Annotated in this window: 19 protein-coding genes and 1 pseudogene; 5 read left to right on the top strand and 15 right to left on the bottom strand. The window is 62.6% G+C overall.

Translation table 11 applies throughout. The annotated features are described in order from the left end of the window. The first annotated feature begins 19 nt into the window (after positions 1 to 19). Genes QZH52_RS34790 through QZH52_RS34780 form a run of 3 tightly spaced genes read left to right on the top strand, consistent with a single transcriptional unit; the run spans position 20 to position 2815 of the window. Positions 20 to 1012: a substrate-binding domain-containing protein gene (locus QZH52_RS34790; RefSeq protein WP_301815824.1), complete on the top strand. Its 993-nt coding sequence runs from the start codon at positions 20 to 22 to the stop codon at positions 1010 to 1012. A 4-nt stretch (positions 1013 to 1016) separates the two neighbouring features. Beyond that, a complete protein-coding gene (locus tag QZH52_RS34785; protein WP_301815823.1) occupies positions 1017 to 1757 on the top strand; it encodes an ATP-binding cassette domain-containing protein in 741 nt (246 codons plus the stop codon). A 32-nt stretch (positions 1758 to 1789) separates the two neighbouring features. After that, complete coding sequence (locus tag QZH52_RS34780; protein WP_286529209.1) at positions 1790 to 2815, top strand: ABC transporter permease; 1026 nt, start codon at positions 1790 to 1792, stop codon at positions 2813 to 2815. Between the two features lie 32 nt (positions 2816 to 2847). Here QZH52_RS34780 and QZH52_RS34775 read toward each other — a convergent pair whose 3' ends face one another. Next, positions 2848 to 3879, bottom strand: a complete 1032-nt coding sequence (locus QZH52_RS34775; RefSeq protein ID WP_301815822.1) for an aldo/keto reductase — start codon at positions 3877 to 3879, stop codon at positions 2848 to 2850. Between the two features lie 187 nt (positions 3880 to 4066). On the opposite strand from QZH52_RS34775, the gene QZH52_RS34770 reads away from it, so the two are divergent. Further along, entirely contained in the window at positions 4067 to 4432 is a 366-nt protein-coding gene (locus QZH52_RS34770) for a methyltransferase family protein (protein ID WP_301815821.1), read from the top strand. A 253-nt stretch (positions 4433 to 4685) separates the two neighbouring features. On the opposite strand, the gene QZH52_RS34765 is transcribed toward QZH52_RS34770, so the two are convergent. Genes QZH52_RS34765 through QZH52_RS34740 form a run of 6 tightly spaced genes read right to left on the bottom strand, consistent with a single transcriptional unit; the run spans position 4686 to position 10351 of the window. Next, on the bottom strand, positions 4686 to 5699 hold the full coding sequence (locus QZH52_RS34765; RefSeq protein ID WP_301815820.1) for a nitrilase: 1014 nt from the start codon (positions 5697 to 5699) through the stop codon (positions 4686 to 4688). 32 nt (positions 5700 to 5731) lie between these two features. Further along, complete coding sequence (locus tag QZH52_RS34760; RefSeq protein WP_301815819.1) at positions 5732 to 6739, bottom strand: branched-chain amino acid ABC transporter permease; 1008 nt, start codon at positions 6737 to 6739, stop codon at positions 5732 to 5734. Beyond that, positions 6736 to 7602: a branched-chain amino acid ABC transporter permease gene (locus QZH52_RS34755; RefSeq protein WP_301815818.1), complete on the bottom strand. Its 867-nt coding sequence runs from the start codon at positions 7600 to 7602 to the stop codon at positions 6736 to 6738. The genes QZH52_RS34760 and QZH52_RS34755 overlap by 4 nt, the downstream gene beginning before the upstream one ends. A 1-nt stretch (position 7603) precedes the next feature. Then, entirely contained in the window at positions 7604 to 8296 is a 693-nt protein-coding gene (locus tag QZH52_RS34750; RefSeq protein ID WP_301815817.1) for an ABC transporter ATP-binding protein, read from the bottom strand. Beyond that, entirely contained in the window at positions 8283 to 9026 is a 744-nt protein-coding gene (locus tag QZH52_RS34745) for an ABC transporter ATP-binding protein (RefSeq protein WP_301815816.1), read from the bottom strand. Before QZH52_RS34745 ends, QZH52_RS34750 begins: the two co-directional genes overlap by 14 nt. Positions 9027 to 9037: 11 nt before the next feature. Further along, positions 9038 to 10351 (bottom strand): ABC transporter substrate-binding protein, encoded by a 1314-nt coding sequence (locus QZH52_RS34740; protein WP_301815815.1) that lies wholly within the window; start codon positions 10349 to 10351, stop codon positions 9038 to 9040. Between the two features lie 225 nt (positions 10352 to 10576). Here QZH52_RS34740 and QZH52_RS34735 point away from each other — a divergent pair, with 225 nt between their 5' ends. Beyond that, on the top strand, positions 10577 to 11617 hold the full coding sequence (locus QZH52_RS34735; protein ID WP_301815814.1) for an AraC-like ligand-binding domain-containing protein: 1041 nt from the start codon (positions 10577 to 10579) through the stop codon (positions 11615 to 11617). 4 nt (positions 11618 to 11621) lie between these two features. Here the strand turns inward: QZH52_RS34735 and QZH52_RS34730 are convergent, their stop codons facing one another. The 8 genes and pseudogenes from QZH52_RS34730 to mdlC all read right to left on the bottom strand — a co-directional run bounded on the left by QZH52_RS34730 (position 11622) and on the right by mdlC (position 21930). Continuing rightward, a complete protein-coding gene (locus QZH52_RS34730; RefSeq protein WP_301815839.1) occupies positions 11622 to 12767 on the bottom strand; it encodes an alpha-hydroxy acid oxidase in 1146 nt (381 codons plus the stop codon). 33 nt (positions 12768 to 12800) lie between these two features. Then, positions 12801 to 13775: a Bug family tripartite tricarboxylate transporter substrate binding protein gene (locus QZH52_RS34725; protein WP_301815813.1), complete on the bottom strand. Its 975-nt coding sequence runs from the start codon at positions 13773 to 13775 to the stop codon at positions 12801 to 12803. A gap of 45 nt (positions 13776 to 13820) precedes the next feature. Beyond that, positions 13821 to 14744, bottom strand: a complete 924-nt coding sequence (locus QZH52_RS34720; RefSeq protein ID WP_301815812.1) for a ketopantoate reductase family protein — start codon at positions 14742 to 14744, stop codon at positions 13821 to 13823. Between the two features lie 55 nt (positions 14745 to 14799). After that, positions 14800 to 16182, bottom strand: coding sequence for an MFS transporter (locus QZH52_RS34715; RefSeq protein WP_301815811.1), 1383 nt, complete (start codon positions 16180 to 16182; stop codon positions 14800 to 14802). Positions 16183 to 16444: 262 nt separating this feature from the next. Next, a pseudogene (gene pobA, locus QZH52_RS34710) lies at positions 16445 to 17634 on the bottom strand (4-hydroxybenzoate 3-monooxygenase). A gap of 66 nt (positions 17635 to 17700) precedes the next feature. Then, entirely contained in the window at positions 17701 to 18708 is a 1008-nt protein-coding gene (locus tag QZH52_RS34705) for a Bug family tripartite tricarboxylate transporter substrate binding protein (RefSeq protein ID WP_301815810.1), read from the bottom strand. Positions 18709 to 18792: 84 nt separating this feature from the next. Further along, positions 18793 to 20241: an aldehyde dehydrogenase gene (locus tag QZH52_RS34700; protein WP_301815809.1), complete on the bottom strand. Its 1449-nt coding sequence runs from the start codon at positions 20239 to 20241 to the stop codon at positions 18793 to 18795. Between the two features lie 69 nt (positions 20242 to 20310). Next, entirely contained in the window at positions 20311 to 21930 is a 1620-nt protein-coding gene (gene mdlC, locus QZH52_RS34695) for a benzoylformate decarboxylase (protein ID WP_301815808.1), read from the bottom strand. Positions 21931 to 21977: the final 47 nt, after the last annotated feature.

Here is a 21977-nt window from a genome sequence, read left to right as displayed (position 1 = left end):
CAATAATCCAGGAGACACAATGAACAAGTCGCTTCTCAAGTTTGTCGGCGCAGCATTGGCGGCGCTTCTCGTCGCCGCACCGGCGATGGCCCAGAAGAAGACCCTGGCGGTCGTGGTCAAGGGTCTGGACAACCCCTTCTTCACCGTGCTCGGCGATGGCTGCGCGCTCTGGAACAAGGAAAACCCAAGCTCCGAATACACCTGCCTGTACACCGGGCCGGCATCGAGCGCGGACGAGGCCGGCGAAGTGCAGATCGTCGAAGACCTCATCAACAAGGGCGTGGCGGGCATCGCCATTTCGCCCTCCAACGCGCCGGCCATGGCCACCATGCTCAAGGCCAAGGCACCGAAGATGCCGATCATGACCATCGACGCCGATCTTGCCGCGGCCGACCGGTCGCTGCGCAAGACCTACCTGGGCACCAACAACTACGACATGGGCGTGCTGATGGCCAAGCACCTCAAGCAACTCAATCCCAAGGGCGGCACGGTGTGCATGCAACTGGGCAACGTGGCCGCCGACAACATCAATGCCCGTGCAGCCGGCTTTCGCGACACCATTGCCGGCAAGAAGGGGGTCGACCGGCTGAAGGGTGACGGCGGCTGGACCGAGATCGACGGCTGTCCGCTCTTCACCAATGACCAGATCGACCTGGCCAACCAGCAGATGTCGGACGTGTTCACCAAGAACCCGAAGCTCAATGCCTTCATCCTCGTGGGGGGCTGGGCCCAGTTCGGTCCGTCCGCGTATGCACAGGTGACGGACCAGGTGATGGCCAAGCTGAAGTCAAAGGATCTGATCATCATCGCCGGTGACACGTTGCCGCCGCAGCTCGACGCGCTGAAGAATGGCCGCAGCCATGCGCAGATCGGCCAACGCCCCTTCGAAATGGGGCATCGCGCGCCCGCCGTGCTGATCGACCTCATTGGTGGCAAGAAGGTCGCCGACCCGCTCTACACCGGGCTGGACGAATGCGTGCCGACCAATCTGGACAAGTGCCCGGCGAAGTAATCGCATGGCCGTTCTGGAGCTCGCCCGGGTCTCCAAGCATTTCGGCGCCATCCAGGCGCTCATCGACGTCTCCCTGCGCATCGAGCCCGGCGAGGTCGTCGGCCTGATGGGCGACAACGGCGCCGGCAAGTCGACGCTGGTGAAGATCGTCGCGGGCAACTACCCGCCCAGCGACGGGACGGTGATGATCGAAGGCCGCACGGTGGCCTTTCACAAGCCGGCCGATGCGCGCGGCGAAGGCATCGAGATCGTCTACCAGGACCTCGCGCTCTGCGACAACCTGACGGCGGCCGAGAACGTCTACCTCGGGCGCGAACTCACGCGCGGCTTCGGCCCCGTCAAGGTGCTGGACTATCGCGCCATGTTCAAGCGCGCGGCCGAACTCTTTGCCGAGTTGAAGTCGGAGACACGGCCGCGCGACCTGGTGCGCCGGATGTCCGGCGGCCAGCGGCAGGCGGTGGCCATCGCGCGCACACGCCTGGCCGATCCGAAGATCGTGCTGATGGACGAGCCCACGGCCGCCATCAGCGTGCGCCAGATCGCCGAGGTGCTGAATCTGATTCGGCGCCTGCGAGAGCACGGCATCGCGGTGGTGCTCATCAGCCATCGCATGCCGGACGTGTTTGCGGTAGCAGACCGCATCGTCGTGCTGCGCCGCGGCGTGAAGGTGGCCGACAAGCCCATCGCCCACAGTTCGCCGGAGGAGGTCACCGGCCTCATCACCGGCGCCATCGAAACCGCATGATCACACCCGACCCAACGACAAGGCAGTCCGACATGGCCGCAAGTCTCGAGGACAGCATCGACCGGCGCGTGCATGGCAACTGGCTGAGCTGGCTCGTCAGCCAGCAGACCTTCTGGGTCTCGGTGGCGGCCGTTGTCGCGTTCGTGGTGCTCACCTTCGCGAGCGATGTCTTTGCGACGCAGCAGAACCTCTTCAACGTCACTCGCAACTTCGCCTTCGTCGCGATCATTGCGATCGGAATGACGGCCGTCATCGTTACCGGGGGCATCGACTTGTCGGTGGGCGCGGTGCTCGTGCTGTCGGGCATGGTGGTCGGGATGACGATGCACACGGGCACATCGATCTGGGTGGCGATTCCGCTGGCACTGGGCGCATCGTTGCTGGCGGGTGCGATCAATGGCTTCATGATCGCCTACATCGGCGTGCCGCCGTTCGTGGTCACGCTGGGCATGCTTTCCATCGTGCGCAGCCTCGCGATGGTGCTGTCGAACAACCGCATGGTCTACGAGTTCGGCCCGGACCAGCCGAAACTGCTCGCGCTGGGTGGCGGCTTCGTCAGCGTGTCCTTGCCCTTCGTCGACCCCATCCGGGTGCCGAGCCCGGTTCTCTTCCTGATCGTTCTGCTCCTGATCGCGAGCTTTCTGTTTCGCTGGACGCGCTGGGGCCGGCACCTGTATGCCATCGGCGGCAATGAACGTGCGGCGACGATGACGGGTGTGCCGGTGAAGTTGGTGAAGGTGAGCGTCTACATGTTCTGCGCGCTGTGCGCGGGCATTGCGGGCGTGCTCGAAGTCGGCTGGCTCGGCACTGTGACGACCAGCCTGGGACAGGGCATGGAGTTGTCGGTGATCGCGGCGTCCGTCATCGGCGGAACCAACCTGGCGGGCGGCATCGGCACGGCTTTCGGCGCCGTGGTGGGCGCGGCCTTGATCGAGGTGATTCGCAACAGCCTGATCCTTCTGGGCATCAGTACCTTCTGGCAGGGCACCTTCGTTGGAGGATTCATCATCGTGGCGGTGCTATTCGACAGACTACGGGCGCGCAGCGCGAACGAGTGACACGTTGGGCCACGCGCGCCCGCAAAAGGAGCTCAGCCGATCGGTGCGGCCGGACTCAGCAGGCCGGCGGACTGAAGGTCGCGCCACAGTGCGGCCGGCACGGGCTGATCGGCATCGGTGGAGTTGACCTGGACCTCCTGTGGCGTCACGCCACCGAGCAGCACCGTCACGACCGCGGGATGCGCCATCGCGAACTGCACCGCCGCGCGGCGCAACGGTGTGGCATGCGCTGCGCAGATCGCCTCGATCTTGCGCACGCGCTCCATGATGTTCTCGGGCGCCGGCCCATACTCGAACTTGGCGCCCGGCACGGCGCCGGTTGCGAGGATGCCGGAATTGAACACACCGGCCAGCATCACGCCGATGTTCTTCTCGAGCGCCAGCGGCAGAAATTCGTCCAACGCGTTCTGGATCAGCAGCGAGTAGCGGCCCGCCAGTATCGCCACGTCGAAATCGCCGGCCTTCGCGAACTTCACCGCGATGTCGGACTCGTTGATGCCGAACCCAATGGCCGCGACGATCCTCTCGCTGCGCAACCTCTCGAGCGCCTTGTAGGCGCCCTCCATCACCTCCTTGAAGCGCACGGGCGCATCGACTGGACCGTGCGTCCACACGTCGCAATCGTGGATCAGGAGGATGTCCAGGCGATCCAGGCCGGTGCGCAGCAAAGACTGTTCGACCGAACGCATCGTGCCGTCGTAGGAATAGTCAAAGCGCGGCGCATGCGGATGGCCGCCGGCAAAGCCCGGCGAAAAAACTTCGGGGTTCTTCGGCGGTGGCTTGGCAAAGGCATCCATGACTCGCCCGATCTTGGTCGAGACGATCACGTCCTGGCGCGGCAGATGGCGCAGGCCTCCACCCACGCGCGCTTCGGCCAAACCGTTGCCGTAGTGCGGCGAGGTGTCGAACACGCGCACCCCGCTGGCGTATGCCTGTTCGATGGTGACGATGCAGGTTTTCTCGTCCAGCGGTTCGTACAGGTCGCCCAGGGGTGCCGTACCCAGACCGAGGGCCGAGAAGGCGAGTTCCGTTCCATTTCGAGTCGTGAAGCGGCGTGACCTCATTGCGTTTCTCCTCGTCGGATTGCGAGTGGAAGGCCCGCGCAAAGCATAGCGCGCGCGCCAGGGAGATTTCGGACATCGCGCAGGACATCGCCGAAGCCAGCGCTCGCCCAATCCGCGCGATCCGCGGCGGCCCTTGGTACCTCACGCACTGGCACTTCGCGCCCCTCCGATATTCCCGATCGCGCGCGTGCTCGGCGCCGCCCTGATCGTCGCCGGGTTGCCCATTTTGCTCGATTCGTTCGCTCGCTTCGCGTTGCAGGGCCCAGGCACACCGACGCCCGTCATGCCTCCCAAGCGCCTCGTCGCCACCGGGCTCTATCGTTACGTCCGCAATCCGATGTACATCGCAGGCACGGCGATGATCGCCGGCCAGGGCCTCCTGTTCGGGAGCGTCACGGTGCTGGCGTACGGCGCGATCGTGTGGGCCGGATTCTTCTTGTTCGTTGTCGCCTACGAAGAGCCTGCGCTGGGCGAGCAGCTCGGCGACGAGTTCAAGCGCTATCGGGCGAACGTGAGGCGATGGTTTCCGCGCATCACCCCATGGCGCGGGTAGGTGGGGTGCGCTGATCGTGAGTCAGCTCATCGCTGCATCGCAGACGTTCATGCGCCACATCGCCAACGCCCGGAACGGGACGTGAGCACCAGTTCGCGGCCGCGCTTGTTAGCTGACCTTCGGCGTGGTCACGCTGTTGGCCAAGGGCGGCTATCGGTGAGTTTGGCGAACAGGCACGCACGGCCATCGCCGGTCGGTCGCCCTCACCTCTGCTACGGTAGGTTCCGCCCTGACTGCAATCATTCAATCTGATTCAGTCAGCTTTCGCCTCCGTCCACTGCGCACCTTCTGTCGAGCCCTCTCCAAAATTGATGCTGGTGCGGCGCGGGCTGCGATTGACCATCAACCTGACCACGTCGCCACGCGCATAGTGCCCCGACGGGTCGTAAGCCGCCTTTGCAACGGCAATGGTGGAAAGATCGATGTCGGCGTAGAGAATGCCTTCCTGATCCTGCGGCAGGTGCTCCACCAACGGCTGGCCATCGGGGCCAAAAATCATCGAGTAGCCACCGCCGGGCTTGCCGCCGTCGGAATTCAGCAGGAGCGCTTTTTCGGGCGTATCGCACATGACGTCAAACATGTCCTTTCCCGTGATGGCACTCGAATGCAAGACGAAGCAGCCGCCTTCCAGCGCATAGATCTGACTTGCGGAGAGATTCACTTCGTGGCCCAGCGCATAGGCGGTGCCACGGTACAGCGTGAACGACGGCCACGAAGCGACATGGACCTGTTCGTGCATTGAGTACATCGCGTACTTCGAAAGCGGCTGGATGTGCTCGGCGCAGCAGAGTGCACCCAGGCGACCAACACTGGTGTCGACCACCTGAAAATCTGAACCATCTCCCTCTCCGAAAAGTGTGCGCTCTACGTGCGTCGGTTTGAGCTTGCGACGCTTGAAGACCATCTCGCCCTTGTCGCTGATCAAGGCCTGGCTGATGTAGAGCGATCCACCATCGATTTCTGAGAAGCCGATCACCACATTGATGTTCGCCGCAGCGGCAGCCGCCGCGATGGACGCTAGTTCCGGACCATCCGCGCGCAATGAGTTTGCGTGGTAGCGCGAGACAAACTGCATGCCCCAAGCCGGCGTGCCGAGCCAAAGCCACCAAGGGTAGCCAGGGATGAACACCTCGGGAAAAGCCAGCAGCTTGGCCCCATTTGCGCCTGCGTCGGTGATCAGGCCAATAGCCTTTTCCGTGGAAGCGGCGGCGTCTAGGAAGACAGGGGCAGCCTGCACGACAGCGATCTTGAATGCAGTTTCAGACATTGGGTTTCCTTGCGTGATGAAGAACAGTGGAATTACTTGCGCGGCATGTCGCGTCTCACACCGAAGGGATCGACAGGCCACTTGCGCGCGATGAGACTCCAGGCGCCACCAGGAGCGAAGACCATCGTGAGGATCGCGAGAGAGCCCAGCCCGATGAAATACCACGAGCCGTACGAGGCGAAGTTCTCGCGCAGGAGGAAGTAGAGGAGCGTGCCGAGGATCGGTCCTTCCAGCGTCCCGATGCCACCGAGCACCGCGATGAAGATCGCTGCCGCCGACCAGTTGAGCGAGAACGTCGCGTCGGGCGTGACTTGCAATGTGTTCATGTAGGCCACTGCGCCTGCCACGCCGGTGATCGAGCCCGCGATGACCCACAGCGCCAGCTTGGCCCTGCGGATTGACACCCCGGAGGCCGCAGCAGCTGCTTCCGAGTCGCGCACGCTCATGAGCGCCAGGCCCAGTCGCCCTCGCAGGATGCTGCGCGCGACCACCAGTGTCCCGACGCCGACAACGAGCGCGGCCCAGTAGACACCGGCGTTGCGTGTCCAGCGATCGAAGCTGCCCAATGCTTCCAGCGGCATGCCGCCGCCCGCGCCGAGCCATTCGCCATTCAGCGTCAGGATCCTCAGCATTTCGGCCAGCACCCAGGTGCCGACCGCAAAATGAGCGCCGCTGAGCCGGAACATCGGATAGGCGCTCACGATCGCGAAGAGCCCGGCGGCGACCGCCGCGAGCGGCAACATCAGCCATGGATTGAGTTGCAGCTTGTTCGAAAGCGCGAACAGCGCATACGCACCCACGCCAACGAACATCTGGTGGCCGACGACCACGAGCCCGCCGTAGCCGGCCAGCAGGTTCCACGCCAGGGCGATGGCGAAGACGGTGAAGACTTCCACCATCAGGCGCTGCGTCGCAAAGCTGGTGAACCAAGGCGCGGCTGCGAAGAACACGCACAGCACGAGCAATGCGATCGCAATCGACGCACTTCCGGTTCTTGCGCGCATGGCAACGGGGGGCTGCAAGGTGGTGCCGGCGTTCATCGCTGCGCCTTTCCGAGCAAGCCCTGGGGCCGTGCCAGCAGCGCGACCAAGAAGACCAGATGGCCGAAGAAGGGACCCAACCCCGAAGAGACCTTGGCGCCGAACAGTTGCGCGACACCGATGATAAGGCCGCCGATGAAGGTGCCCCAGATGTTGCCGAGCCCACCGAGGACCACCGCCTCGAACGAGTACAGCAGGCGCTCCGGGCCCGCGGTGGGAGAGAAAGGCGTGCGGATCCCGTACATGACGGCGGCGAGCGCGATCACGGCCAGGATGAATCCGGTAACGAGCGCGAAGAAGTTCCGATCGTCCACCCCCACCAGGCGCGCCGTGCCGGGATCGTCCGCCACGGCCCGCGTCTGGCGGCCGAGGTGCGAATGGCCGATCAGCCAACTGGTTCCCGCGAAGATCAGCACGCTGATCAGCGTCGAGACCAGAGGCAGCAGCCCGACCGACACGCCCGCGATGTCGAAGCCGCGAACCGACAGGTCACCAGCCTGCAGGCTTCGGGTGTCGGCGGTGAACGTTTCCTGCAGCACGTTCTGCAGGACGATCGAAAGGCCGAAGGTGAGCAGCAACGGCGACAGCGTGCCCTTGCCGACCACCCGATTGAGCAGCACGCGTTGCAGGACGTAGCCGATGAAGAACATGATCGGCACCACCGCGACAAGTGACACGAAAGGTCCGATGCCAGCCAGCTGCATCACGGTTGCGCACAGGTAGGCACCAAGAACGATCAGGTCGCCATGCGCGATGTTGATCATCTTCATCACGCCCAGGCTCAGGCTCAGGCCGAGCCCGAAAAGGGCATACAGCGCACCCAGCATCAGTCCACCGAGCAGCGTTTCAATGAATGTTGTCATTTCAGATCCCGAAGTAGGCTTGCGCCACTTGCGCGTGGTCGGCCGATTCCGATGCGCCCTCCAGCACAACCTTGCCCTTTTGTATGCAGTAGTAGCGATCGGATTCCGCCAGGGCGCGCTTGACGTTCTGCTCGACCAGCACCACGGCCAACCCGTCGTTGCGGGCCCGCCCCAGCAGGTCGTAGACCTCGTTGACCGCCACGGGTGAAAGCCCCAGCGAGATCTCGTCGCACAGCAGGTACGCCGGATTGCAGACCAGTGCGCGCGACAGCGCGACCAGCTGCTGCTGGCCACCGGACAAGGCTGTCGCCGGCCGATGCTGGAAGGCTTGCATCACCGGGAACTCGCGCATCAGGCGGTCGATCGTCCAGGCACCGGCTCGGCCGTTGCGCGCCGCGAGTTGCAGATTCTCCAGCACGGTCAGGCTCGCGAAGAGTCGACGCCCTTCGGGTACCAGCGCGATGCCGCGGCTAAGTTGCTTGCGCTCGGACTCGCCGCCGACGGGCTGGTCGTCGAGCACGACGCCGTCGCGACGGGTTCGCACCGAGCCGACGATCGAACGCAGCAAGGTGGACTTGCCGGCACCGTTCGAGCCGATCAACGCCACCGTTTCGCCGGGAAACACCTGGAAGCTGAAACTGAACAGCGCCTGGAACAATCCGTAATAGGCGTCGAGTCGGTCAGTGCGCAGCATGGTCGAGTTCCTCCTCAATGTCCGATCCCAGATAGGTGTCGCGCACCATCTGGTCGGCCATCACCGTTTTCGGATCGCCATCGCAGATCACGGCGCCGCTTGCAAGAACGACGAGCCGATCAGCGGCTGATACGAGGGCGTGAACTAAATGCTCGATCCACAGAATGGTCACGCCGCCTTGATGAATCGTCACGATCAACTGCAGCAACTGCTGCATCTCGTCATCCGTCAGCCCCCCGGCAACTTCGTCGAGGAGCAACAAGCGCGGACGCGTGGCAAGCGCTCTCGCCAGTTCGAGCCGTTTGCGCTGCAGAAGCGTCAAGGTTCCCGCGAGTTTGTCGGCCACAGCTTCAAGTCCGCAGCCCTCTATAGCGTCGACGGCGGCGGCCTGCGCCGCATGCCCGTGCCGCCCATTGCCGAACGTGGCGGCGACCAGCGCGTTCTCAAAGGCCGTCATGCCTTCGAAGGGTTGCGGGATCTGGAAGGTGCGCCCGATGCCGGCCTTGCAGCGCTCGGCGGCATCGAAACTGGTGATGTCCTTGCCGTCCAGGAATACGCTTCCGCTGTCGCACGCAGTGCTGCCGGAGATCAGCCCGAACATCGTGCTTTTTCCGGCGCCGTTCGGGCCGATGACGCCGATGAATTCACCGTCCTCCACAGACAGCGAGAGTTTGGGAATCACCACCATGTCGCCGTAGCGTTTGCTGGTGTCACGCAGTTCGAGCAACATGGTGTTGCCCGTCAGGCGATAGCCAGCAGTTCGAACTTGCGCTGAACCGGGATCTCGGGCGCCGTCTTGTTGTTGGTGATGAAGAGCTCTGGCTTTCCACCGTTGAGAATGCGCCATTGACCGCCGACCACGCGCATCTTCGACACGTTCTTGATGCCGCTGGAGGTGAAGTCGAGCTTGCCTATGATCGTGTCGTGCTTCATCACGCGCAGCGCGTTGGCGACCTTGACGGGATCCTTGGGATCACCGCTCGCCTTGAGGGCCTGAATGCCTGTTTCGAACAGGGCGTGCACGACACCCAAGGGTTGCGTCCACTCGCGCTTGGTGGCGGCTGTATACGCGTCGGCGAACTGCTTTGCGGTCTGGCCGGTCAGGCTCGACTTGAACGGATAGGCGGGCGTCCACCAAATCTCCGTTGACATGCCATCGGCGCGCGGGCCGAGGGCGGCAACCCCGCCGGGAAACAGCAGCGCTTTCGCCACCGTGGCCGCCTTCGGCTTGAAGCCCATCTGTGCAGATTGCTTGACGAACGAAGCCCATTCAGGAGGATTGAAAAGGCCCGTCACGATCTCAACATTTTCCTTCTTGAAGGCCTGGATGTACGACGAGAAGTCATCAGCACCGACCGGGAATCGTCCAATGTCGACGATCTTGTATCCGGCCTTGGTGAAAGCGGCTGGCATGCCAAGCTTCATGTCGCCCATCGCGTTCCCCGGCACATCGTTGCTGAATGCCGATCCGATCACCTTGTTCGACGGCACACCTTGCCAGATGTCGAGATAGACGTCGGCGATGTCTTCCAGACCCCAGAAGAAATGGAAAGCGCTCTTGAAGCCCTTGGATGGATCGCCCTTCAGAGGAAACATCCATGCTTGCCAAGGACCGACCGTTGAAAGGCATGGCACGCCGTTGAGTTCACACTGCTGGGAAGCGTTTGGACCGATCGCCACCTGCGCCAGCATCAGATCGATGTTTTCCTTGTTGATGAGTTCGGCGGCCAGGTTCGATTGGCGATCGGGGCTGCTTTGGTCGTCTCGCGCAAGGATTTCGACCTTGTATTTTTTGCCGCCGACGACAAGCCCATCGGACAAGGTCTTGCGGACCTGGTCGAGTATGAAATCGTCGGCTTCCGCAAAGGGCGAGAACGGTCCCGTCTTGGGGCTGATGTAGCCGATCTTGATCGTGTCCTTGTCGGCCGCCCATGCCAGGCTGGCCTGACCCAGGGCGGCGACTGCCGTCAGCGCGGCGGCGCCACGCAGGAGGTCCCGGCGACTCGATGAAAGCCCCGCGACGGTGGCAGTTTGGGTGTCGTTTGCAGTGGTCACAGTGCTCTCCTTTGAAGTAGAGGCCTTCACAAGGCCCTGAGAGCAATGGTCGGCCTTTGAGGGCCAAAAAACTTTGTTGCATCAGCCTGGAAACTTGTCTCAAACGGCCCTAGACCGACCGTTCCAACCGTGCCGTCAGCGACAAATGCAAGGGTTTGTTTGGCATCAACCTTGCATCGAATGGTCGAAAATCACTAGAGCTTCTGGTTTTGATCCGTTTCGGTCTTGCTCAGCACCATCAATGTGCGAGCCAAGTCCTGGTCGTGCGCAATGCAACCCCTTACTGCAGAACCCTCCCCACGAGTCATCGACGCTTCCACTGCCGGTCTGAACCAAACCGACAAGTTCGAGTTCTGGCAGGAGGTGGTGTGCAAGGCTCTCGTCGACCTCGAATGCCGACCTGACGGCAAGAATCCGTTTGAAGCTTCTGTCAGCGGGACTCGCCTCAGTGCGCTCAGCGTTGCGCGCATCGAAGCGTCGCCTCACCGCGTCGCGCGGTTGCCTGCGGGGATCTCGCGCTCAGGTGACGAATCCCTGATTTTCAACTTCATCCTTGCCGGCGTAGCACTGGCCGAGCAAGACGGCCGCTCTGTGGTGTTGAAGCCGGGCGACGGTGCGGTATGCGACGCCCAGCGACCCTATTACTTGCGTTTTGACGACGCATTCAAGCTGATCACCGTCAAAGTCCCACTCGCCTCGTTGTCTCACCGTTCTGCGGGTGTTCATCGCATCACGGCACGCAGCCTGACGGAAGCGGGCCAGATGTGCCCGATCCTTTTCGGCTACCTCGTCGGCTTGAATCAGCAACTGCCGTCCCTCGACGCTGTTGCGTCCGAGAAAGTTGCGCGCAATTTCACGGAGCTTCTCGCGTCGGCGCTCGACGAGGCAACCCTCAACTCGCCGTTGCCACTCTCCGAATACCGCGCAGTGGCACTTGTCCGGGTGAAGGACTTCCTGGAACGCAACCTCGACGCTTGGGACCTAGACGCGACCATGGTCAGTGCCGCGCTCAATCTGTCGCCGCGATATATCAACAAGTTGTTCGAAGCCGAGAATACGTCCCTCGCGCGCTACATCTGGCGCCGGCGCCTGGAACGTGCGGCAAGCGATTTGCGCGATCCGGCGCGCCAATCGCTCGGGATCTCAGCGGTCGCGATGGCCCATGGCTTCAACGACCTGAGCCACTTCAGCCGCGCATTTCGTCAAAGGTTTGAGATGTCGCCGCGTGCCTATCGCGTCGCAGGGGGGCGCGGTCCGCTGGAATGACAGCCTAGGTGAAGTTGCCGCTTGCGCCCTCGAGCGCGCCGGGCAAAGCGGACACTGACGTCGCCCCGAGGAGGGTCATGGTGCGCAGCAGTTCAGCTGCAAGCAGCTTGATCACCGCCTCGGCACCTTCAGCCCCGTCGGTTGCCAAGCCGTAGAGCGCAGGACGACCCAGGAAGGCCGCACTCGCACCTAGCGCCAGGGCTTTGGCAATGTCGCCGCCGCGCCGGATCCCGCCGTCCATGAACACAGGAATCCGACCGTCGATCGCCGCGACCACCCGTGGCAACGCTGAAATCGCCGACGGCGAAGCGTCATTCTGGCGCCCCCCGTGATTGGAAACGATCAAGCCGTCGACGCCATGGTCCAAAGCCAATCGAGCGTCGTCGGGGTGGAGGACTCCTTTCAGCAACAGTGGGCCTCTCCACAGCCCGCGCAACCACGCGAGCGTGTCCCAGACGACTGAGCGATCCATCGCCCGGGCAAGAAGCGCGGCCTGCACATTGGCCGAACCCGCGTCGCCGCCTGCCGTTGTCAAGTTGGCGAAATCTGGCGCGCCATTAGGCAGCATGCGCATCGACCACCTCGGGTGCGTCACCACGTCCCAGGCCAGCTTGGCGGTCGGCTTGAAAGGCATGCGAAAACCGTTGCGCAAGTCTGGTTCCCGATTGCCACTGACCGGGACGTCGACCGTCAACACCAGCGCTTCATAGCCCGAGCGCGCCGCGCGCTCGACGATTTGTCCCGCCATGTCCCTGTGCATCACGTAGAGCTGCATCCAATGCATGCCATCTGGAGCTCCGGCACGCACGTCTTCCAGCCGCATGTTCGACGCAGTAGACAGCGCGAATAAAATGCCGTTGCGCGCCGCAGCGGTCGCAAGCAGTCCGTCGCCCCTAGGCCGAACGAGGCCATTCAACCCGGTCGGAGCAATGCCGAAGGGCAGCGCCCACTTCCGGCCGAATACCTCGATCGATGTGTCGACTGCTGTGGTGTCACGCAAAATGCGTGGCGTAAGTTCGACGGCCGCCAGATCGCTCAGATTGCGACGAAGACAATGGCCGTCGTCGGCCGCTCCTTCGATGTAGTCGAAGACAAAGCGCGGAAGGCTTTTCCGCGCCTGGCGGCGAAAGTCTTCCGTGTTGATGCGCATGGTGTCGATCACAATCCCAAGGCCATGTTTGGATCAGTCGAGTGTAATCTGCCGGTCACGAATGAGCTTGGGCCAGTACTTCGATTCATCGCTCCAATGCCTGGCCATTCCGGCGGCGTCGCTCGGCGTAGCTTCGAGGCCCATGGTTGCGAACTGCGTCTGGATGGCCGGAGATGCGATGGCCTTTTGCAGTTCGGTACTCAACTTTGCAATCACGTCCTTGGACGTGGATGCCGGCACGACCAGGCCTTGCCAGGCAGCGGCTTCGATGTCGGTGTAGCCAAGTTCCATCAGGGTCGGAACATCCGGCATCGACGGCAGCCGGGTCTTCGAGAAGGTCGCCAGCGGCTTGAGCTTGCCGGCCTTCATCATCTGCATGCCCGCCGCCGTGTCGACCACCATGATCGGGAGTTGACCGCCCACCACGTCCTGAATGGCCGGGGCTGCACCCTTGTACGCGACGTGCGCGGCGTCGACCTTGGCGCGCTCCTTGAGCATCTCCATTGCCAGATGGTGAGGACTGCCGACGCCCGGCGTCGCATAGCTGAGCTTGCCGGGTTGCTTTCGCATGGCTTCGATGAGTTCCTTCGCGCTTCCATACCCCGAACTGGGGTTGACTGCCAGCACGAGAGGAAACTTGGCCATCAGCCCGACAGGTGCGAAGTCCTTGTTCGGGTCGTAGGGCAGCTTCTTGAAAAGCGCCGTGTTGAATATCAGAGTGCCATTGTCTGCCGTGAGGACGGTGTAGCCGTCTCCTGCCGACTTGGCCACCGCGTCGGCCCCAATCACGGTTGCGCCGCCAGGCCGGTTGTCTATCAGGACCGATTGGCCGAGCTGTGTGGAGAGCTGAGCGCCGACCGCGCGTGCCAGTGCGTCGGAACCGCCCCCGGCCGAGTATGCAACTACCCATCGGATGGGCTTGGTCGGATACGCATCGGAGGCGCTGGCGGCGGTCACGGCGACCGACAGGCACGTGCACGCGATGGCAAAGATCTTCGAGAGTTTCATGATTTGTCCCCTAGTGGATTGAGGTATCGGACCAAACGCGTCATGTCAGGCGAAAGCACGAGCTTCCGCAAGGCGCACGAGCGACAACAGCGTCTCGGTAGTGGGTAGCTTCATCTCGAGGCGCCTGGCCGCAGCGACCACAGCACCATTGATGGCCTCGATCTCGGTGCGACGTCCCGCAACAATATCCTGCAGCATCGAGGGCTTGTGTCCTTTGTGCTGTGCGATGGCGCCTGCGACGTTGGTCTTGCACATGTCAGGATTCACGTTAATGCCAAGGCGTTGTGCGACCGAAAGCACCTCCGAGACGACCTCGTCTGCAAGGCGGCGACCGTCAGATACCAAACCGAGCTGATCAACGGTGCATCCGGAAACAGCGCAGATGCTGTTGAGTGCAGCGTTGAACGCAACCTTCTCCCAGATTGCAGCCCACACAGTGGCATCCGACGTGCACTCTAGGCCAGCACGTGAGAGCGTTTCGGAAACCAATGTGACTATCGGTCGAGCGATCCCATCGGCTGCCATGAGCCGCACGACGCCTTTGCCGTGAGAATGCACGTGACCCGGTCCAACCAAGTCGGCCGGCCACGTGGTCACACCGATGAGAACGCGCTCCGTATCAACGAATTCGGAGATCGCCTCAACATTGCCCAAGCCGTTCTGCAAGCTCACCAAATGCACATCAGGTCCGATCAGATGTTTCACACCCGAGAGTGCGGCGTGCGTGTGTAGCGTCTTGGTGAACACGACGAGTAGCTCTGGGATGTCAGTGGCCTCTTCCGGCCGGCAAATCTTGAGCGCCTTGATATGCCGATCGCCGCTATCGGTAGTCAGGCGTAGGCCGTCAGCGTGGATTGCGCTAACGTGCGCATCGTTGACGTCGATCAGCGTGATGTCGTTGTCGCATTCGGCCAGCAGGCCCCCGAACATGGAGCCCATAGCTCCCGCACCGACGATAGAGATTCTCATGATCTGTTTCGATTGCTGAGTTGCACGATGAGATAGGCGTGAACAGGCCTGGCGGTTAGTTCGTGGCCGTCGCCGCTTGGCTCGGGCGCAGCAGTACCGCGCGCTTCGGGATGTGGCGCCTGACGGCCAGGAGGGCAACCATCGCGAAGACCATCGCCGAACCAAGCAGCGTCAGATAGGCCGTAGCGCCGCCCGCCGTGATCACCGCAGCGCCTGCAAAGGCACTGAGGATGGCGCCCAGCCGTCCGAAGGCAAGGGCGGAAGCCGTCCCGGTCGCCCTGACACTCGTGGGGTACATGAAGGCGCACAGCGCATACATTGTGGACTGCACCGCATTCACGAACATGCCATGCACACCGAAGCCGAAGATCAGCAGGTTCGTATCGCGTCCCACATTCAAGGTTTGCAAGGCGAACGCACTTGCTGCCGCACCCGCGCAGCACAGGACCAATGGCCAACGTGAACCGAAACGGGTGATCGCAACGGCGCAAACCAAGGCGCCAACGACGCCTCCGAGGTTGTAGGCAGTCAAGCCCGAGCCCGCAACAGCCATCGACAGGCCTTCGGAAGCGAGCATGGTCGGCAACCAGCTGAAGGCGCTGTAGACGGCGGTAAGACACATGAAGAAGGCCGCCCAGGTCGCCAGCGTGTCACCTGCCAAGCCACCTGAGAAGAGCGCACCGAAACCAGCGCGTTTCTCGACGACCTGTTCTGCAGCGTCGCTGTAGGTCACGTCGGCAGCCATCGGACGATTCATGCGGCCCAGCAGCTTGCCCAACTCACTCCAGCGCGCCGGATGGCGTGCGAGAAAGCGGGGCGACTCAGGCAGCGTGAACAGAAGAATGACGGCCAGAGCAATCGGAAAGCTTCCACCGATCATGAACAGGCCGCGCCAGCCGAAGGCCGGAAGGATTTCCGCAGCGAACAATCCAGCGAGCATGCCGCCGAGCGGTACGCAGACGATCGTTGCCGTGACCGCCAGTGTTCTGCGTCGCGCCGGGGTGAACTCCGCCGTGACCGTAGTCGAACTCGGCAGCGCACCCCCGATGCCTAGACCGGCAACAAACCGGAGTGCGGCGACAGTCAGGACGTCCGGTGCGAAACCGATGGCACAAGTGACTGAACCAAACACAAGAACACTTGCAATGACTGCCATCCGACGGCCGAAGCGGTCAGCGAAGAGACCCGCGCAAGCGCTGCCAATCCCCATGCCAATCAGGCCCGCGGCCACCGCCGGTGCGAAGGCGCTGCGGGTGATGCCCCATTCCTTGATCATGAGCGGAATCGCGAAGCCGATGAGTTGGCCATCGAAGCCGTCCATCACGATGGACATGGCTGCCAGAAAGACCACTACCTTTTGCATGGTTGTGTAGGCGCCATCGTCGAGCAAACGACCGATGTCGGCATTGCCCCTGAAGGGGATTGCTTGGGCGGTCATGCGCATGCTCCGGAGTCACAGGTAGCTTGCATCGAACGCTGAGGGGGGCGGTGCGAGCGCAAGGATTGCGCGACAGCCGTCAACGGGGTTCGTTTAATCATGTCTTGTCTCCTGGTTGAGCGCTTCGGCGTCGCCTCGCGCTTCGGTAATGCAGTGTCAAAGTTGGAGCACTATCTGGAAATTGCTTTAATGAGAGATAGTCATGCCACCCGAGCATGGCTTTGGACGCAGTCCGCCTCTGCACGGGCGGTTCTGCATGGACTCAGTCCTCGAAGGCGTCGAAGGGAAGACCCACGTAGTTCTCCGCCAGTGCTGTTGAAGCAGCGCGCGACCCCGTGACGTAGTCGAGTTCGGCGACCTGCACCTTGTGCTGGAACTCATCGGCACCGGGGAATCGATGCAGCATCGATGTCATCCACCATGAAAAGCGCTGCGCCTTCCAGATTCGTCGCAACGCGGTTTGGCTGTAGCGCTCGAGCAGATCCTCTCGGCCCGCCTTGTAGAACTCGCCGATGGCGCGCGCAAGCACACGCACGTCGGCCACGGCCAGATTCAGGCCCTTGGCCCCAGTCGGTGGCACCACGTGAGCCGCATCACCAGCCAGAAAAAGCCGCCCGTACTGCATCGGTTCGGTCACGAAACTACGCATGCCGACGACAGTCTTGCTAAAAATCTGGCCCTCCTTCGGTGCCCAACCGTCGCGCGTCGCCAAGCGAGCGCGAAACTCGCTCCAGATGCGGTCGTCGGACCAGTTCTCGATCTTGTCAGTTGGCTCGCATTGAAGGTACATGCGCTGCACATCGGGCGAGCGCGTGCTCACGAGCGCAAACCACGATCACTCAGGGCATAGATCAACTCCTCGGACGATGGTGGCGCCTTGCAGAGGATGCCGAGCCATCCGAAAGGATAGGGGCGCTCAAAGCCTCTCAGCACGCCTTTTGGAATTGCGGGCCGGCTGACGCCCTGCGTGCCATCGCAACCGGCGATGAAGTCAGCTTCGATCGTCTGCAACTCGCCGCCTTGCTGGCGAAAGCGCACGCTCGGCGACGTCGTATCCAGGTCATGGACGCTGACATCGGTCACTTCGAAGCGGATGTCGCCGCCGCTGGCCAATCGCGCTTCAACCAGATCCTTGATGACCTCGTGCTGCGCGTACACCATCACAGCCTTGCCGCCGGTGAGCTCCGGAAAATCGATGCGGCGGTCGATGCCATCGAAGCGCAGGATCGTTCCATCGTGGCGAAAGCCTTCGCGTTCCATCCGGGCGCCGACGCCGATCTCCTTCATGAGATCGACCGTGCCCTGTTCAAGCACGCCGGCACGGATGGTGGCCTCGATGGCCTCGCGGCTACGTGTTTCGAGTACGACGGACTCGATGCCCTGCAAGTGCAGGATATGGGAGAGCATGAGGCCAGCGGGGCCAGCACCAATGATGGCAACTTGGGTGCGCATGATGATTCCTTCGACTGCGTTGATGCGTTGACTGGGTGCGGGGGTGTCCGTACTGCTCGTTGGAGCTCAGTCCCCGACGATCTTTTGCTCGCGAATGACCTTGCCAAATCGCTTTCCGTCCTCGAGCGCCTTGTCTCGGAACTGTTCCGGCGTCATAGGTGCAGCTTCGCCGCCGAGGGCTGCAATGCGCTCGCGTGGGCCGGGCAGCGCGAGGGCCTTGTTGATCTCGAGATTCAATCGAGCGATGACTTGAGTTGGCGTACCTGCGGGTGCGTAGAAGCCAAACACAGTATCCGCATCGAAGCCTTTGAGCCCTGCCTCGTCCAGCGTCGGCACGTCGGGAAACAGCGGAGATCGCCTGAGGCTGCCGACGGCAAGAACCTTGACCTTGCCCGCCTTGATGTGCGGTATCGCAACACCCGGGTCGAACAGGAAGTCCAGCTGGCCAGCCAACAAGTCCGTCAGAGCAGGTGCGGCGCCCCGGTATGGCACATGCGTTGCAAAAACGCCGGCTTGCGACTTCATCATCTCGGCTGCGAGGTGAGGCGAGCTGCCATTGCCTGGCGAGCCAAACGAAAGCTTGCCCGGGTTTGCCTTGAGATGAGCCAGGAAGCCCTTGGCGTCTTTGGCAGGGAAGGCAGGCTGCGTCACCAGGAAAACCAGCACGCGCGCCGCCGAGGCCACTGGCACCAGATCCTTGGCGGGATCGAACGGCATCTTGGGATAGATGTGCGGATTGACGGACACCATGCCGCCAGAGCTCATCAACAGGGTGTAGCCATCGGGCGCCGCTTTTGCCACAGCTTCGCCGCCAATATTGCCGCCGGCACCGCTCTTGTTCTCGACGACCACCGGCTGGCCTAGCGCTTCCTGCAGCGGCTGCGCCAGGGATCGTGCAATCTGGTCTGCGGCACCGCCGGGAGGGAAGTTGACCACCACCTTCACAGGCTTCGCGGGCCATGCTTGGGAGAAGGCTGCGGTGGGCAAAGCCAACGCAATGATGGCAGCCAACACAACACTGGCGTTCCGGCCGCGGGGGCCCGTCGCCGGTGCACGAGAGTGAATCAAGCGCATTGTTGTCTCCTTGGAATTTGAGGACGCACCGGTCCAATCCGACCGCAATGACGCGGTCGGTGTGCGCCAGAAAGCACCGAGTTGTTAGAAGGGATAGTGACGCGGTGTTGTCTGCACAGTCATCCAGCGCAGTTCGGTGAATGCGTCCACGCCAGCCTTGCCGCCGAAGTGCCCGATCCCACTTCCCTTGACGCCGCCGAACGGCATCTGCGCTTCGTCGTGCACCGTCGGGCCGTTTACATGGCAAATCCCGGACTCGATGCGTCCGGCCACCTGGATGGCCCGCGCAATGTCACGGCCAAAAACAGCGGCTGCCAGGCCGTACTCGTTGTCGTTGGCGCAAGCCACCGCCTCGTCGACGCCACTGACGCGCACGATGCCTTTCACCGGGCCAAACGCTTCCTCTCGGAAGATGCGCATGTCGGCGGTGACATGGTCGAGCAGTGTCGCTGGCATCAGCGTGTCGTTCGCCTTCCCGCCCGTCACGAGCGTCGCGCCCTTGGCGATCGCATCGTCGATCAGATCGTTGCAGCGTTTCGCCGTGCTCATGTCCACTACGGAGCCGAGGACCACCGGGCCGAGGCGCGGGTCACCGAGCGGCAGACTCGATGCGCGCGCGCCGAGCTTCGCAACGAATTCGTCAGCAATGCTCTTGTCGACGACGATGCGCTCGGTTGACATGCAGATCTGGCCCGAATTGGCGAATGCACCGAAGACGGCCGCATTGACGGCTGCGTCGACATCAGCATCGTCCAGGATGACCAATGGTGCCTTGCCACCGAGCTCAAGCACCACTGGCTTCAGGTGCTTGGCACAGGTCGCGGCAATGAGCTTCCCGACGTGGGTCGACCCGGTGAAGTTGACGCGCCGCACGGCTGGATGCGCAATCATCGCTTCGACCACGGCAGCTGCGTCCGCCGGCGCATTGGTAACAAAGTTCACGACGCCCTTGGGCAGACCAGCTTCCTGCAACGCTTCGATGATCAGGCCGTGGGTGGCCGGACAGATTTCACTTCCTTTCAGCACCACGGTGTTCCCGCAAGCCAGAGGTGTTGCAATGGCGCGCACCGCAAGGATCACAGGCGCATTCCAGGGGGCAATGCCCAGGACGACGCCCGCAGGCTGACGCACGCCCATCGCGAGGCTGCCCGGAACGTCCGAGGGGATGATTTCGCCACTGATCTGAGTTGTCAGCGACGCGGCCTCGAGCAACATGCCAGCCGCAAGGTGAACGTTGAAGCCCGCCCAGATCGCTGAGGCACCCGTCTCGGAAGCGACGGCTGCTGCAAATGCCTCGGCCTTGGCTTCCAGCGCCTGTGAGGCCTTCATCAGCAGCGCGCGGCGTTCGCTCGGGCCGGTGCGCGACCAGGCCTTGAAAGCCGTGGCGGCGGCCTCAACGGCAGCGACAGCGTCTTCCGCGGTGGCTGCGGGTGCGATAGTGGCGACACTGCCGTCGAGCGGATTGCGTCGCTCGAAGGTGGCGCCGTTGCGAGCTTGGGTTGGCTCGCCGTTGATCAACATCGAAATCTTCATGGCTTCTGTCTCCGGCTGGTGATTTGAATGTGGGAATCGGATAGGCGTGAAATCGAGAGGTGGGAGCAGTCAGGCGACGCGAACCTCCACGACGCAGGGGGCGTTGCTGGCCAGGGCGCGATCAAGCACCTCGCGCAGTTCGCCGGGAGCGGTGACGCGGGAAGCGGCGCAACCCATTCCCTTTGCCAGCGACTGGAAGTCGATGTCGGGCAATTCGGTCCCCTGGACAACATCGGTGGAAGAGAACCCGAATACCGGCGCGAACTCTTGTAGCGCTGCGTAGCGCCGGTTGTTCAGGATCACGAATGTGATCGGCAGTTTGCTCTGGGCTGCACTCCAAAGCGCCTGTATGGAGTACATGCTCGACCCATCGCCGATCAGGCAAATGACGCGGCTTTCCGGTTTGCCAAGTGCGACGCCGACAGCCGCAGGCATGCCGTATCCGAGGCCGCCACTGTCCATCGTGTAGAAGGTTTCGCTGCGCGTAATGGGTAGGTAGGACTGCATCACCGCACGGGCGCTGGGTGCTTCTTCGACCACGATGTCATCGGGTTCCTTTGCTTGCGCAAGCGTCTGCAGCACGTATGCAACGGACATCAGCGACGAAGGCGCTGCTCTCGGTACTGCGCTTTTCGCGGGTGGAATGGGACGATCTTTTTGCGGCGGGCGCGCCAGCAGATCGAGGACACCCAGACGGATACTTCCGACGGCCGATATGCCGACTGGCGCCCAGGCTGCGGTGTCCGGGTCTTCGGTCAGCTGGCACAAAGTCGCGCCAGCGGGAATGTGCGGGCCCGCACCCTCGATGTGGTACGCGAACGCAGGCGCACCAACGGCCAGGATCAGGTCATGACCGCCCAACAGTTCGACGATCCGTTCCCGCATTGCAGGCAGGAACCCGGCAAACAACCTGTGGTCTTCCGGGAAACTGCAACGGCCCGACATCGGTGCAACCCACACGCGGGCATTGTGTGCTTCAGCTAGCGCGACGACCTCGTCCCACGCGTTGTCGCGGTCGATCGCGGCGCCCACAACGATTGCAGGTCGATCGCTTGCGCCTATTGCATCAGCGATCTGCGCAAGGACGGCAGGCTGAGGACGCAATTCGGTACTGACAACTCGCGCCGGCACCAATTCAGCCGCCCGGTCCCAATCGTCGACGGGCACCGAAACCAGCACCGGGCCGCACGGCGGCATCATCGCAATGTAGTACGCCCGAGCAATCGCCAACGGGACGTCTTCGGCACGCGCTGGCTCGATGCTCCATTTCACGTAGGGCCTCGGCAGTTCTGTAGCCTGCGCGGAGGAAAGGTACGGATTGAACGGGAGGATCGAGCGCGCCTGCTGACCGGCCGTGATGACCATCGGCGTGCGATTCTTGTGCGCCGTGAAGATATTGCCCATTGCATTGCCGACACCCGCGGCCGAATGCAAGTTCACGAAGGAAGCATTGCGGGTTGCTTGAGCGTAGCCATCGGCCATGCCGACGACGCTGGCCTCCTGCAACCCAAGTACATAGCGAAAGTCGCTGGGAAAGTCCCGAAACATTGGCAGTTCGGTCGACCCCGGATTCGCGAACACGGAGGTCATGCCGAAGCGGCGCATGAGATCGAACACTGCGTCGCGAACGGTAATGCTGGTGGGTTGCTGGGCCGTCTCGGCGACGGCGTGCGGTCCTGGTCCGGTCATTTCGCGCTCTCACTTTCTGGCTGTGCGCTGGGGAACGTCCCAACGCT

The sequence above is a fragment of the Variovorax ginsengisoli genome (assembly GCF_030486595.1).
Classification (GTDB): domain Bacteria; phylum Pseudomonadota; class Gammaproteobacteria; order Burkholderiales; family Burkholderiaceae_C; genus Variovorax; species Variovorax ginsengisoli_B.
This window is presented reverse-complemented; position numbering and strand designations above follow the sequence as displayed.